Source organism: Streptomyces sp. NBC_00045 (genome assembly GCF_045041095.1).
GTDB lineage: Bacteria > Actinomycetota > Actinomycetes > Streptomycetales > Streptomycetaceae > Streptomyces.
The window spans coordinates 571,842-584,946 of record NZ_CP108272.1 but is presented as its reverse complement, the minus strand read 5'-3'; the positions used below and the strand labels follow the sequence as shown (position 1 = coordinate 584,946).

The 13,105-nt window shown below is 66.8% G+C and carries 13 protein-coding genes and 1 pseudogene; 8 read left to right on the top strand and 6 right to left on the bottom strand.

Going from position 1 to position 13,105, the window contains the following annotated elements; genetic code table 11:
• Positions 1 to 11 precede the first annotated feature (11 nt).
• Positions 12 to 665, bottom strand: a complete 654-nt coding sequence (locus OHA65_RS38435; RefSeq protein ID WP_331730270.1) for a hypothetical protein — start codon at positions 663 to 665, stop codon at positions 12 to 14.
• A gap of 169 nt (positions 666 to 834) precedes the next feature.
• On the opposite strand from OHA65_RS38435, the gene OHA65_RS38430 reads away from it, so the two are divergent.
• Positions 835 to 1,386 (top strand): sigma-70 family RNA polymerase sigma factor, encoded by a 552-nt coding sequence (locus OHA65_RS38430; RefSeq protein WP_329317017.1) that lies wholly within the window; start codon positions 835 to 837, stop codon positions 1,384 to 1,386.
• Positions 1,386 to 2,396, top strand: coding sequence for a CU044_5270 family protein (locus tag OHA65_RS38425; RefSeq protein WP_329317015.1), 1,011 nt, complete (start codon positions 1,386 to 1,388; stop codon positions 2,394 to 2,396). The genes OHA65_RS38430 and OHA65_RS38425 overlap by 1 nt, the downstream gene beginning before the upstream one ends.
• 42 nt (positions 2,397 to 2,438) lie before the next feature.
• Here the strand turns inward: OHA65_RS38425 and OHA65_RS38420 are convergent, their stop codons facing one another.
• Positions 2,439 to 3,107, bottom strand: coding sequence for a peptidase inhibitor family I36 protein (locus OHA65_RS38420; RefSeq protein WP_405759521.1), 669 nt, complete (start codon positions 3,105 to 3,107; stop codon positions 2,439 to 2,441).
• Between the two features lie 205 nt (positions 3,108 to 3,312).
• On the opposite strand from OHA65_RS38420, the gene OHA65_RS38415 reads away from it, so the two are divergent.
• From OHA65_RS38415 to OHA65_RS38395, 5 genes are all read left to right on the top strand, one after another.
• Positions 3,313 to 3,621, top strand: coding sequence for a transposase (locus OHA65_RS38415; RefSeq protein WP_327280916.1), 309 nt, complete (start codon positions 3,313 to 3,315; stop codon positions 3,619 to 3,621).
• Positions 3,618 to 4,538 carry an IS3 family transposase gene (locus OHA65_RS38410; RefSeq protein WP_331730260.1) on the top strand — a complete coding sequence of 307 codons (921 nt, stop codon included), beginning with the start codon at positions 3,618 to 3,620 and terminating at the stop codon, positions 4,536 to 4,538. Before OHA65_RS38415 ends, OHA65_RS38410 begins: the two co-directional genes overlap by 4 nt.
• A 311-nt stretch (positions 4,539 to 4,849) precedes the next feature.
• A complete protein-coding gene (locus tag OHA65_RS38405) occupies positions 4,850 to 5,674 on the top strand; it encodes a DUF721 domain-containing protein (RefSeq protein WP_329317011.1) in 825 nt (274 codons plus the stop codon).
• A gap of 109 nt (positions 5,675 to 5,783) precedes the next feature.
• Positions 5,784 to 6,671 carry a hypothetical protein gene (locus OHA65_RS38400; RefSeq protein ID WP_331730255.1) on the top strand — a complete coding sequence of 296 codons (888 nt, stop codon included), beginning with the start codon at positions 5,784 to 5,786 and terminating at the stop codon, positions 6,669 to 6,671.
• A gap of 857 nt (positions 6,672 to 7,528) precedes the next feature.
• A complete protein-coding gene (locus OHA65_RS38395; RefSeq protein ID WP_331736435.1) occupies positions 7,529 to 8,254 on the top strand; it encodes a DUF4241 domain-containing protein in 726 nt (241 codons plus the stop codon).
• 213 nt (positions 8,255 to 8,467) lie between these two features.
• Here the strand turns inward: OHA65_RS38395 and OHA65_RS38390 are convergent, their stop codons facing one another.
• The gene (locus tag OHA65_RS38390; protein ID WP_405763602.1) at positions 8,468 to 9,091 is read right to left on the bottom strand and encodes a hypothetical protein; all 624 of its coding nucleotides are present in this window, start codon (positions 9,089 to 9,091) and stop codon (positions 8,468 to 8,470) included.
• A 38-nt stretch (positions 9,092 to 9,129) separates the two neighbouring features.
• Here OHA65_RS38390 and OHA65_RS38385 point away from each other — a divergent pair.
• Positions 9,130 to 9,342 (top strand): annotated as a pseudogene (locus OHA65_RS38385) (helix-turn-helix domain-containing protein); the annotation flags it as partial.
• A 228-nt stretch (positions 9,343 to 9,570) separates the two neighbouring features.
• On the opposite strand, the gene OHA65_RS38380 reads toward OHA65_RS38385, so the two are convergent.
• The 3 genes from OHA65_RS38380 to OHA65_RS38370 are packed head-to-tail and all read right to left on the bottom strand — an operon-like array spanning position 9,571 to position 12,916.
• Positions 9,571 to 10,905: a YcaO-like family protein gene (locus tag OHA65_RS38380; RefSeq protein ID WP_329316994.1), complete on the bottom strand. Its 1,335-nt coding sequence runs from the start codon at positions 10,903 to 10,905 to the stop codon at positions 9,571 to 9,573.
• The gene (locus OHA65_RS38375; RefSeq protein ID WP_331730236.1) at positions 10,902 to 11,942 is read right to left on the bottom strand and encodes an ABC transporter permease; all 1,041 of its coding nucleotides are present in this window, start codon (positions 11,940 to 11,942) and stop codon (positions 10,902 to 10,904) included. Before OHA65_RS38375 ends, OHA65_RS38380 begins: the two co-directional genes overlap by 4 nt.
• Positions 11,939 to 12,916 carry an ABC transporter ATP-binding protein gene (locus tag OHA65_RS38370; protein WP_331730234.1) on the bottom strand — a complete coding sequence of 326 codons (978 nt, stop codon included), beginning with the start codon at positions 12,914 to 12,916 and terminating at the stop codon, positions 11,939 to 11,941. Before OHA65_RS38370 ends, OHA65_RS38375 begins: the two co-directional genes overlap by 4 nt.
• Positions 12,917 to 13,105: the final 189 nt, after the last annotated feature.

Sequence of the window (13,105 nt, the reverse complement as noted above, 5' to 3'; positions counted from 1 at the left end):
GGGCGGGGCGGCTACAGGTGGGCCAGGTGCTCGCGGACGGGGTCGGCGAGCTCGGCGTAGAAGTCGGTGCGGTCCTGGGCCTGGAGGACCTGGGCGCACACGGTCAGCAGGCCGGTGCGTGCCTCGGGCCGGTCCAGGACCGGGGCCAGCGCGGTCCGGATCTGGGCGGCTGTCTCGGGGGTGAGCAGGGCGTAGACGTACAGGGTGGCGGCGTCGTAGCCGTACGGGGCGCGGCCCCATCCTTCCCAGTCCAGGATGTGCGGGCCGCGGGTGACGTTGCCGTAGTGGAGGTCTCCGTGGGCGGTGGTCCAGGTGACGTCGTCGACCTGGTGGCCGGTGAACTGGGGGATGACGCGGCGCAGGTACTCCTCGCGTACGGCCTCGCGGTCCGCCGGCGGCGGGACGTCGGCGAGGGCGCCCAGGGCGGCGACCATCTCCTTCCACCACATCTCGGGCAGGCCCGGGTCCTCGTCGAGGACGGGGCGCGGGGAGACCATCGGGTCGGGGGCGAAGGCGTACAGCTCGGCTCGGTAGGCGTAGCCGTCGGTGATCCAGTCCCGGATGCGGAACAGGTCGGGGCGCGGCACCGAAGCGGGGAGGGTGCGGGAGGTGGACGGGCCGTTCCACAGGGTGCCGCCCTCGGTGCCGGCCTCGGCGCAGACCACGCGCAGCCAGTGCGGGCCGGCGGCTGCCGATAGGGTCCGGCCCCGGCACCCCCACACCCTGGGGCGGTGGTTCACAGGCCGAACCGGTCGGCGGCAGCGAAAAGAATCTTGGACCCATCTGTAAGTCGCGCGGGCTGCCGGACATATAGGAGTTGGAGGGGACAGGAGGATGATGAACGACGAGCAGCTGTTCACCGAGGCGTACAGACTCAACTTTGCGTCCGTCGAGGGATACGTGCGTAGGCGTGTCCGCGTTGATGCTGTGCCGGACCTGGTCTCCGAGATCTTTGTGGTGGCCTGGCGGCGCTGGCCGGAGGCACCCCGCGACAGATTACTTCCATGGTTGTACGGAGTGGCTCGACTGACGCTTGCTAATGCCTACCGGGACGGGCGGCGCAGGGAAGCCCTGATCACAAGTCTTGCGGAGATGGCGGACGAGCGGGTTGAGGACCATGCGGTGGCCGTCTCGGAACGGCTGGCCATTGCAGCGGCTTTCGACTCGTTGACTCCCGGTGACCAGGAGGTTCTTCGCCTGGATGTGTGGGAGGACCTGGCTGCACGGGACGCCGCAGTGGTTCTTGACTGTTCAGTGGCCGCGTACCACGTCCGCCTGCATCGTGCCCGGAGTCGCTTCAAGAAGTCCGTTTTGTCTACAGGCGCCGGGAAGCAGCGGGTGGCCCACACGGATGAAGGAAGACGCCCGGATTGGGGGACGCGGTGATGGACTCATTCGAGACACTCAAGTCGCTTGACACGGCCTCTGGGTACCAGTGGCGTATGACAGAGGCCGACCGGGAGGAACTGCTTCGGGAGGTACTTCGACGGCCGGCGATGGCGAGCCCATCGCAGCACGGAGTACTGCACAGGTGGCGGTGGCCACTGACTGGGTTGGCGGCGGTTGCATCGGCGGCCGTGCTGGCATTGGCCTTCGTTCTGCTGGGACCTGGTCCTCAACCGGCGTACGCGCTCACCCCCCCGCCCCTGCACTACCAGGAGAGCGGGGAGTCTGCGAAGGCGGTGCTGGAGCGGATCGCTGCGTCCGCGGAGGGGGACAAGTCTCCTGTGCCGCCGGGAGGGACGCAGTACTTCGAGCGGGAAACTTGGTCCCTGTCAACGCGGATCGACGGCATTCAGGTGACGTCGGCCGTGATTCCCGAGGTCCGGCAGGTGTGGAAGAAGCCCGACGGATCGTTGACCTGGAAGGCTCGCACGAAGCGGCCTCAGTTCCAGACCTCCCACGACAGGGAGGTGTGGGAGGATGCCGGCTCGGTCGGCCAGGACCCGAAGTCTTACGGGGATTCTACGGGTCCGGCTGACATGCGGGACGTTCGAAATCAGCCTGCACCGGATGACGTGACCGGCATGGGCACGTGGTTGGCGACTGGCTATGAGGCCGCAGGGCCCGGTGAGATCTTCGACTCCGTGTCCGAGAGAAACCTGAACAGCATGCTGACCGGCCAGCAGCGAGCGTCCCAGCTTCGGTTCCTTGCCACCCTGCCCGGGGTGGAATACCGCGGTTCGGTCCGCGACCGGGCAGGCCGCGTCGGACACGCCTTCTCCGTCGACTCCAAGTACGGAGGGCTACCCAAGAAGCAGACTCTGATCTTCGACGTCTCCAGTGGCAAGCTGCTCGCCTACGAAGAGGAACTCACCACGGATGCCGGAAAACTCAACGTTAAGACGCCCGCAGTGATCATGTATGTGTGCTACCTGACGGCGCGGTTCGACTAAACGGGCGGCCGAGGCCAGAGCCTCGGCCGCCGTCAAGCTGCTTCAGGACGCGTGGAAGCAGTCCGCCTGGTTGTCTGCCACAACCGCAGCGGCCCGACTGTGCGGATCCATGATCCAGAGCGTTCTGTTGCAGGAGTTGTCATCATCAGCGATTTCGCGGCCCCTCACAAAGACCGTCAGGCCGCCTTTGTTCGACCATGACGAGGCCATGTCGTTGAATCCGTAGTCACTGAAGTAAACCGCCGTGTAGGGGTGTGGCTGGTTCCACTGCAACCGCCGTCCCTCGAAATCCTTGTACTGATAGAAGCAGTACCAGTCGTTTCCAGTCCACTCAGTCGGGCACGAGTCACCCTGCGCTACTGCTGGACTTTTTTCGGAGGCAGGCATACCTGCCACGCCAGCCTGCAGTTGCTGCGCCTTCGGGCTGCTCGCAGGAGCCTTGGCCTGGCCAGGGAGGGGCAGTACTAGGACCGGTTCGCCTCCGTTCCAGGAGACCTCGTTCGCGCTGATCTGAACGGCGCCCTTGGTGGAGGCAAGTACCTGATTCACCTCGGACTGCAGCTTCTGACGGTCTCCCGAGCTGAGCGACCTGACCGACATCCGATCGTCTGAGGACGCGACCTGCGGGAGACCGGGAGCGAATGACTCAGCCGAAGCATGAGTCACCGTCGCGGTACTGGCCAGCGCCGCAACTGCCAGAAGGACGGGCACGGCCTTACGGGCTAAGTAGCTGATCAATGATCCTCCAAGGTGTATCTTTCGTCTGGGATCGCTAACCAACCCAATTGGAATAAACGTTTGATTGACTCGCAGGTCAGCGGGGCAGCACTTGGGCCTGATTCTGCAGTGAGGTTCCCCCGAGATGCGGGGATGAGTGACGGATGGTCAGATGGGTCTCGCGAGAGGAGCCCAGACGATGCCCGCACCGAGGAAGTACCCGTTGGAGTTGCGTGAGCGTGCGGTACGGATGTATCGGACCGCCGAGCCGAAGCCCGTGATCCGCCGCATGGCCGAGGATCTCGGCGTGCACCACGAGGCCCTGCGTAACTGGATCCGGCAGGCCGAGGCCGACGCCGGCGAGCGAGGAGACCTGCTCACCACCGCCGAGCGCGAGGAACTGGCCGCCCTGCGGAAGGAGAATGTCCAGCTCAAGCGGGCGAACGAGGTCCTGCGGACGGCCTCGGCTTTTTTCGCGGCCCAGCTCGACCCGACCCGGCCCAGGTGACGGCGCTCGTCGACGAGCACCCGCACCTGGGGGTCGAGCCCGTACTCCGGGAACTGAACATCCCCTCCACCACCTACTACCGTTGGCGCCAGGCCGAGACCGAGCCGTGCGAACGGCACCGTCGGGACGCCGAGCTGACCAGCAAGATCCGTCAGGTCCACGACGAGTCCGGCGGGATCTACGGCTCACCCCGCGTGCACGCCGTCCTCAAGCGCGAGGGCACGCGCGTCGGCCGCAAGCGCGTCGAACGGCTCATGCGCCAGGCCGGCCTCGCCGGGATCAGCCCTCGCCGGAGCAAGAGCTTCACCCGACGCGACCCGGACGCGGATCTGGCCCCTGACCTGGTGCAACGCGACTTCACCGCGAGCGGGCCGAACCGGCTGTGGGTCACCGACCTGACCATGATCACGACGCTGGAGGGCCCGCTGTGGCTCTCCGCGATCCGCGACGCGTTCTCCCGCCGGGTGGTGGCCTGGGAAACCTCTGCCCGCGCGGACGCGGACCTGGTCCTGACCACACTGGAGTACGCCCTGGCCAGCCGCGAAGCCACCCCCGGCGAGCTCATTCACCATGCGGACCACGGCTGTCAATACACATCCGTGAAGCTCACGACACGCCTGGTCAGGGCAGGGATCCAGGCATCCATGGGCTCGGTCGGCGACTCGTTCGACAACGCCCTCGCGGAGAACCTGTGGATGCTGATCAAGACCGAGGGCGTCCGCGGCCGCGTCTTCGCCACCCGGGCCGAAGCGAACCTCGCGCTCTTCGAGTACATCGACGGTTTCTACAACCCCCGCCGCATCCAGAAACGGCTCGGCTACCTCAGCCCGATCGAGTACGAGGAGAAGCACTACGCCGACCAGGCAGCAGCCGAACAAGTGAACCTGACACCACGTCAACCCGCCCTGGCCAGCTAGTCAACCGCTCCCGCACAGCGGGGGAACCTCACAGTGGATCAAGGCAGTGAGTTGATCACCTGCACCGTGACTCCAGCGAACCTGCCAGATACTCCGACCTGTGTTTGGTGCGCAGCCGAGGCGCCTTAGCGGGCCGATTTCTCTCCGGCGTATGACGGAGGCATGCAACGGTGCGGATAGAGCAGCGGTCGGGATCGGCCGTGTTCATCGCATTCACTGGCCACTGCCCCCTTTTTCTTTGGCCCGCACACCTCCCGCCGTGCGGGCCTCTTTTGTTCTCGCTCAAAGAGCGTTTTGTCCCGGCGAGCGGAGTGGACCTCGCGCGCCAGGCCCTGGTCGTGGCCCGGGAGGCGGCGAGGAAGAACGGCGCCACCAGCAAGAAGCCGAAGCGGCGCACCACCACCGTCGTACGACGGGACGGGCGCGAGCCGCTCGGACTGGGCAGCGGGATCGGCGTGATGATGACCGAACGCGGCATGGTCGCCCCGGTCGCCGGCGGAAACATCCTCGCCGACTTCGACGCCGTCCTCACCGCGGCTGTGCCCGAGCTCACCGGGCGCGTCCGGGCCGTCGCGTTCGACGTGGAAAGCGGCCGCCTGGACGTCGTCCCCGACGCCCCGGCCTGCGGTACGCAGCTGCGCTGGAGCGCACCGAAGCTGATCGAGGCTGCCAACGAGACGGTGCCCGGCGCAGACGTCCGCGCCCTGCACATCCTGGCGCCGACGGCTGCGAAGGCCAACTCCGCCACAGCGGCCGTCGAATCGGCCTCGCAGCCGACCATGCCGGTCGTGCCAGTGGAGCGCCGGATGCCGCCGGAGGGCTATCGCCGCGCGATCGAGGCGCACCGCCGGGCCGCGCCGTCGTCCCGAGTGGACCCGGCCATCGCACAGGCAGTGGAGCGACAGAACGCCCTGATGCGCAAGCTCAGCCAGCAGGCGTTCCCCGATCCGGAGGAGCTCGCCGACGAGCAGCCGGAACCGATCGACAGCGCCGTCCTGCAGCGGCGCCGCGAGTTCGCCGTCACCGAGAACGCTGCCCTGCACCGGGCCCGAGCCGAGCGCGCCCAGCGGTCCGGGCCAACAGTCATCCTGCCGCGGTCCGTTCCGCAGGCCGCTCCGCTGCGGTCAACGGCGTGACGGCGCGGCGCACTGGGTCCGGACTGCTCCTGGCGGGCGGGCGCGGATTGATCAGTGCGACTTCTTGAAGGCCGCCACAGCCGGGTTCAGGATGCAGGACAGTAGTCCGATGGCAAGTACGAAGAAGAGCGTGAGCAGCCGCGCCAAGCGGGTGGGCAAGCAGAAGGCCGCAGCTGAGCAGCGGCGCCAGCAGCGCCAGCAGCGCGAGTACGACGGCGTACCGGCTGAGATCGTTGAACTGCTCGAATCCGGGGACATCCTGCCTGAATGGGACAGGTTCTATCGCGCGTTTCCTACCGTGACTGCCGCGGCCGCGGCCGTAGCGCGTGGGGAGGATGTGACGCTGGAGAGCCACGAGCACGAGCTGCTCCTGCTCCAGGTGGTGTTGGAAGACGGTGTGCCGGTCGTGATGACCACCCTCTACGTCCCCTACGGAACCAGGGACGCGCTGTTGAGCGGCCTGTTCAACTCCGAGGCTCCCGACCGTGAGCAGCTGATGGCCAAGCTGGCCGCTCTGCTGCCGGAGCTGCTGCCTGAAGACGCTCGGCTCGAGGGCGTGGAGGCAGTGGTCGAGCCGCCGGCCACTGGCTCTATGGCTCCCCGCTTCGCCTACCGGTTCAAGACCCCCGCGCTCGGGCTGACCACATGGAACTCGTACTACGAGGCCACCCGTCGATTCTCCCCGCTTCAGGAGGCCGTGGGCTGGATGGACACCCGGACAGCCGGCCACGCCGAGGCCGTCGCCATCCTGCGCCGTCACGGCATCCCGGCAGCCAGCTGTGCACAATGCGGGCACGCAGTGACCAACCGGCACCCCGCTTGGCCCGGCCTGTGGGTGGATTTCGTGGCCGAATGCGGCCCGGTCTGTGAGCTCTACGACGACACACCCCTGGCCCGCGAAAACGAGCTCGACAGCCTCGCCATCGGCGGGCCCCACCAAGTCCTGACTCTGGAGGAAGCCGAACAAGCTGGCCTTACCGGCACGCGGAACTGGTAACGCCCGAGGTAGTCGTCGTCCGGATAGCTGCGCTCGAACAGCCCGTGGCGGAGCTACATGTGGGCCAGCCCCTCGCCCACGGGGTGGGCGAGCTCGGCGTCCGTTGCCGCCGCAGGCGCCGTTCCAGCTCATCGCGCCGACTGCCTCGTAGGCCGCACCGTGCAGGCCGGACGTGTCCTTCCGCTGTCGGGTGCCGCCCGACAGACTGGCTCCCTGCAAAAGGCGATCGAGGACCGACACGCCCCGCCACGGCGACACCGGGTACACCCTGCCAGTCGGCTCCCAGCCGGCACGGCGGGACATCCTCAACCGCGGCGGCGGTCGCCGGTAAAGGCACGCGCCCCCGACGTGCGATGCCTGATCGACTGCCCCCGTCATGGCGGGTGACAGGGGACCTCTGGGCTTCCATCCCACTCGAAGGAGTACACGATGATCACTGGACTGCTGTCTCGCGCGCACACCGCGCTCCGCCGGGGCCGCCGCCCAGCTGAGTGCGCCGTCTCGGACGGAGCCACCGCTCGGAAGCGCACCAGCGCCAAGCCCGAAAATTGGGTTCTGGCACAGATCTCGGGGAGCAATCACGAACCGTGACGGTTTCGTTCGATTGCAGGGCACTCGCGAGCTCGAAATATGTGGCTCGTGGTGGAGAAGTTTGATCCCGCCCGTCCTCGCATGGCCTCAGAGTTGCTCATCTCGGCTCCCCAGACCTACCACCACGCTGTCCCGTTGCTCTAGCCGCGCAGCAGGTTGATCGGTCGGGCAGCCTGCGCTCGAGGACGATAGGCGAAGTGCCGATGTCAGCGGGCCCACGTACGTTTCGGTTGACCGCCCGGCCGGGCGGCGAGGAGGGGTGACACATGAAGTGGGTTGGGGACGCGCGGCTGGCAGCTGGGCCTGAGGCTGCCTGGTACCTGGAGACGGCTTTCACCCCCGGTGCTTACCTGGGGACGGTGTACGACGATCCGACAACGCCCATCGTTGTGACAGGGATCGAGGAGGTGACCACTATTCGTGTACCCAGCGGCCGTCTTGTCGTCGATGCTCCGTTCGACGATGACGACGTTTCGAGATACGAACAAGGGCTGCCGACGAGGCCACCGCGGGAGCTGGCGGTGAGCATTCCCCCGGGCGTCCACCGAGTGGAGATCGCATGGACGGCGGGCCCGTACGAGTTTTTCGGCGAGCACTTCGATGGCGTTGAGTGTGCCGCGACGCGCCTGCGCATCAGCGACGACCCTGTGATCGGGTGGGTGATGGGCCTGGGTGTCGAAGACGATGTAGCCCGGCTTCAGCCAGGCGAGGAACCTCGCTTTTACTCCGACGCCAATGTTGGCTGTTTCGCCGACGCAGGTGCGTGGACGACCTTGTCCGCGCCATTTCGCGCATTCAAGGACGGCATTCCGGTGCCGCGCGAAACCGAACGGCTGCCCGGATGGTGCGAGCGGGTACGCGACGAGTCGCAACAAGCCGATCTGGTCATGTTCACGGCCGAATCGGGCGGTGTCGTCTGGTTGGGCCGAACCAAGACCGGCGACGTGGCCACGATCGCCGTCACCAGCGGAATGCCGGGCACCAAAGCCTGATGCAGCTGCTGCCTCTGCTTGTTTTGCCGCCCGGGCCGAGCGCCGCCGGGCGGCTGAAGTGTCCCACGCAGCCGTGCTGCGCCAGGCCCGGGCCGAGAGGGCTGGGATCCTTCCCCGTCAGATTGCTGCTCCGCTGAGCCGGACGGCGTAACCGTTGGTCGGTCACGGCCGCCGTGTGCTGGGTGATCGCCGGCGTTCTCCGGGACGGGCGTGTCAGGCCAGCACGCCGTTCTCTCCGAGATCGCTGGCGGCCGCGCTGAGAAACGCGTTGTACGCGTCGCGCGCCCGTGACTGCAGGACTTTGAGGTCGGGCGCCTCTGGCTCCAGGCCGCCCTCCGTCAACAGCGCGATGTAGCTGGGCAGCGGCGGTTCGATGGGGCCGGTGTCCAGGTCGTGGCCTTTGTGAGCTGCGATGGCGCGACGGGTTGCGTAGCTGAGGAGGGCGAAATTCTTGGCCAGGTCCTGGGCGGCATCAGCCACAGGGCGTGTGGCGTCCAGGGCGAGACACAGACGCTGGCCTTCGACCTCGTTCTGCCGGTGCCGGAGTGCCTTGCTCCATCGCTTGTGTGCGTCCTCGATCCACTGCTCGCGCTCTTCGGGGAACCGTTCGACATTTTCGAGTGGAGTCAACGTGGTGGCGAGCATTTCCAGGTAGCGGCCGGACGTTTCGGCGAAGCTGGTGTAGGTGGCCCGGCGTGACTCTCGCAGGGTCCGCAGGGCTTCAGCTTTGACCTGTCGGCGGGCTGTGCTGTGGGTGAAGAAGGCTGTCGGCAACGGGTGAAATGAGGGCCACGAACGGCGGATCAAAACCGGGCCACTCGGCGTTCTCTTGATCATCCTGACTTCATCGGTACTGGGGTCAGGAGGAAGAGAGGGTGATCCACGTGGAGGACTGGGCTGAGATTCGTCGGCTGCACCGGGCTGAGGGGTTGTCGGCTCGGGCTGTGGCCCGGCAGCTGGGGATCTCCAGGGGCACCGTGTTGAGGGCGCTGGCCTCGGACCGGCCTCCGCAGTACCGGCGTGCGCCCAAGGGTTCGGTGGTGGACGCGGTCGAACCCGCGATCCGTGAGCTGCTGAAACAGACTCCGATCTCGGCCAGTCGCGGCGTCTCCCGCCAGGAGGCGAGAACACGCAGGTCCGCGTCGGGCCAGACCGAGGACAGCTCCAGCGAACCGGTCCGGTCGGTGGAGATCTCGAGGTCGTCACGCTCACGGCCCAGCCGGTCGGCGACGGCCTCACCGAACCCGCCCACGGCGAGCACGTGCACCTTAGTCATTGGCTTCCCGTTCATGTAAATGGACCTGCTCGTCGGCTCGTCAGGCGAAGGGCTGGGGATTCGGATTGATGTCCGCCTCCCCGTGCACGGGGAGGCCCATCCGGGCCGGCGCCTCGTACAGCCGGGGGTGCGCGAGGTAGCGGGCACGATGGGTGAAGGACAGCGGCATGAGCTGCGGAATGATGACGCGCACCACACGGAATCCCACGTCGTGGGCTTCGTCCGTCGTGCACTCCACGGCGATCACGTCGCATCCGGCCTGCTTCAACCGCTGCACGAGGAAGGCCAGGTCCTGCCCGCTGTCGCCAGTGGTGAGCACGGGCAGTTTGCTGAGGGGCCTGCGGGCGCCGCCTTCGAGCAGGAAGTCGAAGTCCTCTCTCCGCTCCGGCCGTCCCATGTAGGCGGCCCCGTGGAAGACGTGCAGGAAGTCGTCCACTGACGGTGGCATCTCGCGCGGCACCTGCATGGCGATGCGTGAGGACGCCGACTCCCGGACGATCTTGGCTACACTGTCGACCGGGTCCAGGCTCGTGTTGCACATGACCATCTGGCCGAGTACCTCGTTGTGCGGCGAGAGGTCGACCGAGTACACCGTCGGGATCCCGAGGTCGGTCGTCGCGTCGAAGAAAGCCGTCTCCACGAGGCTGTTGCATGACTTCTCCAGGAATGGAGCCAGGTTCTCCGGCACCACGTCGAAGTCGATCCGCGGCAGCGCCAGGCGCTGGTACCAGGTCAGTGCGATGGCGTCCCGCTCCACGACCTCGCACACCGCGTTTACGAGGGCCTGCGCCAGGTCGGTGTGCGTGGCACAGCCCGTGGAGATGGGATTCGCGTACCGCTCGGCACGAGACAGGGGCGGGATGTGCATCCACACCCCCACGGCGGGCACCCACTGGGGCTTTTGCGCGGTGAGGGACCAGCCGCGTACCCAGCGCATCGGAGCCTTGGTGTCGACATCGACGGTGATGGCCCTGGGGTGGGCCAGTTCCGCGAGGGAGCAACGGGGCATCGTCGTCAGGTCAAGTGCCTCATCGCCGAGTTCCTCCGCCGTCGCCCAAATCACTCCGTCCGGCTGGACCACGGAGGTGGCGTAGCGCTCCAGTGCCTCGGCGACGCTGAGGCGGGCCGCCCGCTCGGGATCGATGGCACCGCCGGCGCCGTCCATTTCCCCGCGGGCGCTGCGGCCACGGGTGGACTCGGCGATGTTGTCGACGGACTGGGCGAGGTCACCAAGGGATGCAGAGAAAATCGGGAACCGCGGGTCTCCGGGTTGGTTGGGCAGCCGGTGGGTCCGTTCCACCAGACCGTAGGGACCTACGAGGGCGTCGAGGTCGGTGAGCCGGCCGAGGCCGGCCTGCAGGGCGGGTGCGTTCATCGGGCTTCTCCCTGATCCCATCGGAACAAACGGGCGGCGAGCCCACCGAAGACAGCCGTCGCGGCGAGAAGGACCAGCCAGTCGGTGCTGAGGCTGTGCGCGGAGGCGGCCTCGTTGAGGTCGTGGTTGAAGGCGTCCACCAGATACGTGGTGGGCAGCACATCGGAGACCGTCGTGATGACGGACGGCAGCATGCTCAAGGGCAGGAACAGCCCGCTGAAGAAGAGCAACACCGGCATCAGCAGGCCCAATAGCCCGTTGGCCACCTCTGCGTTGCGCAGGCGGGCCGCCATCAGATAGCCGAAGGCGAACAGCATGACGGCACCGAGTAGACCCGTGCCCATCAACCGCAGGGTGTCGGCCAAGGACATGAACTCCATGACGACGGCAACCATGCCCAGGATGATCAGCTGGACGACAACGAGGGCCAGCCGGACCGGGGCCTGGGCCAGTACGAAGGTCAAGCGGCCCAACGGCGTGGTCCCCAGTAGTCGCAGCGTTCCACGCGTCCTCAGAGCTATCAGGGGGGTTGCCGTGCCGAAGAAGGCCGTCGACATGAGTGCCATCAGCAGACCGGTCGGCAGTGCCGCCTTGAGGGGGTCGAAGGGCACACCGCCGTCCGGGGTACGGAAGTCGCTGCGGGAATCGTCGATGCCGCTGTCGGAGAGCGCGGACCGCAAACCCTTCAGTGCGCCGAACCTCGACGCGTCGACGACCACCGACGCCTGTCTGCCGGAGACGGTGACGACCGCGTCGTAACCCCCCAGATCACCGGCCGGGAGCGGTTGCGCCCCCTTCCAGGGTTCAACGTGGAACCCGTCGACCTGCACCAACGCGCTTACGATCGCCGGCTGTTCCGGGGAGTCCACCACGGCGATCCGGTAGGAGCCGCCAGCCGTGAGCGCGCCCAGCCCCAGGAACATCGCGAGGAAGAGGAGGGGAAAGAGAACGGTGAAGAAGGCGGTCTTGCCATCGCGGAACAGTTCCCGCGCGTTGGTCTTGACCATCTCCCGCAGCGCGGAGGGTGCCGCGTTCATTCATTCACCTCCTTCTTGGTTCGGGCTGCCTCCTGGCGGCCTGGGCTGTCCGTGGCGAGGTTGCGAAACACCGTGTCGAGCCCACCCCTACTGATGTCGAGGTCCGAGGCGACCAACTGCTCGTCCGCCGCTATGCGGCGCAGCGTCAGGTCGCCGTCGGTCGTACGCAGCTGGACGGACCGGCGCCCTCCCGATTCCTGAGTGACCTCGACAGCGGTCACTCCGGGCAAGGAGTCGAGCGACCCGAGGTCCGTCCCTGCCGACGTCGTGAAGGTGACCGTGCTGGTGGACGCCAGCGCCGACACGAGTCGAACAGGTGTGTCGCACGCTGCAATGCGCCCGCCGACGAGAACCGCCACCCGATCGCACAGCTCCGTGGCCTCGTTCATGTCGTGTGTCGTGAGCAGCACGGTGCCGCCGGCCTCGCGTTGCTTCCGGATGACGTCCCACAGGTGTTCCTTGGCCTGCGGGTCGAGTCCGGCAGCCGGTTCATCCAGTACGAGAAGGCGCGGCCGGCCAATCACGGTGACGGCCAGGAGTAGACGGCGGGCCTGCCCGCCAGACAGTGCCTTGACGCGCTGGAAGGCCTCACCCGCCAGGCCGACGCTGTCCAGGACTTCGTCGACTCGATCGTGATCCCCGTAGAAGGAAGCCCAAAGGTCGACAGTCTCTCGAACCGACAGTTGCGGAAACAGCGCGGCCTCCTGCGGCTGCACTGCCATGAGTCTTTTCAGATCGGGCGCGCGAGAACCAGGGTCGTGACCCAGGACTCTCACAGAGCCCGAAGTCGGGCGGCGGAGACCCGTCAGGCACTCCAGGAGCGTGGTCTTTCCAGCTCCATTCGGACCGAGTAGCCCGAACACTTCTCCATGACGGATATCGAAGCTGACCGCGTCTAGCGCTTTGCGGCTGCCGTAGCATTTCGAGAGTTCGTTAAGGGATGCGACTATGCCATCGCGAATTCCGGCTTCCATATACTTTCCGACTCTTCAAAAAGGCGGTCTCTGCACACGATTACGCGCGGCCATCGTTCTCTGGGCGCGCCAAGAGCAGACCGGTCCCTGATTCGTGGGTGATGTTCGCCGAAACCCATTGGCCTACGCCTGACAGCAACACGGCGATAGCAGGGCAGGGCAGGGCCTGTAAGCAACGTGACGTCCGCG

What these genes read in the sequence shown, in the direction of transcription:
- OHA65_RS38430 (WP_329317017.1), top strand. Translation starts at nt 835, where the DNA reads ATGATGAACGACGAGCAGCTGTTCACCGAGGCGTACAGACTCAACTTT.
- OHA65_RS38425 (WP_329317015.1), top strand. Translation starts at nt 1,386, where the DNA reads ATGGACTCATTCGAGACACTCAAGTCGCTTGACACGGCCTCTGGGTAC.
- OHA65_RS38415 (WP_327280916.1), top strand. Translation starts at nt 3,313, where the DNA reads ATGCCCGCACCGAGGAAGTACCCGTTGGAGTTGCGTGAGCGTGCGGTA.
- OHA65_RS38400 (WP_331730255.1), top strand. Translation starts at nt 5,784, where the DNA reads ATGGCAAGTACGAAGAAGAGCGTGAGCAGCCGCGCCAAGCGGGTGGGC.
- OHA65_RS38395 (WP_331736435.1), top strand. Translation starts at nt 7,529, where the DNA reads ATGAAGTGGGTTGGGGACGCGCGGCTGGCAGCTGGGCCTGAGGCTGCC.
- OHA65_RS38390 (WP_405763602.1), bottom strand. Translation starts at nt 9,091, where the DNA reads ATGATCAAGAGAACGCCGAGTGGCCCGGTTTTGATCCGCCGTTCGTGG.
- OHA65_RS38380 (WP_329316994.1), bottom strand. Translation starts at nt 10,905, where the DNA reads ATGAACGCACCCGCCCTGCAGGCCGGCCTCGGCCGGCTCACCGACCTC.
- OHA65_RS38375 (WP_331730236.1), bottom strand. Translation starts at nt 11,942, where the DNA reads ATGAACGCGGCACCCTCCGCGCTGCGGGAGATGGTCAAGACCAACGCG.
- OHA65_RS38370 (WP_331730234.1), bottom strand. Translation starts at nt 12,916, where the DNA reads ATGGAAGCCGGAATTCGCGATGGCATAGTCGCATCCCTTAACGAACTC.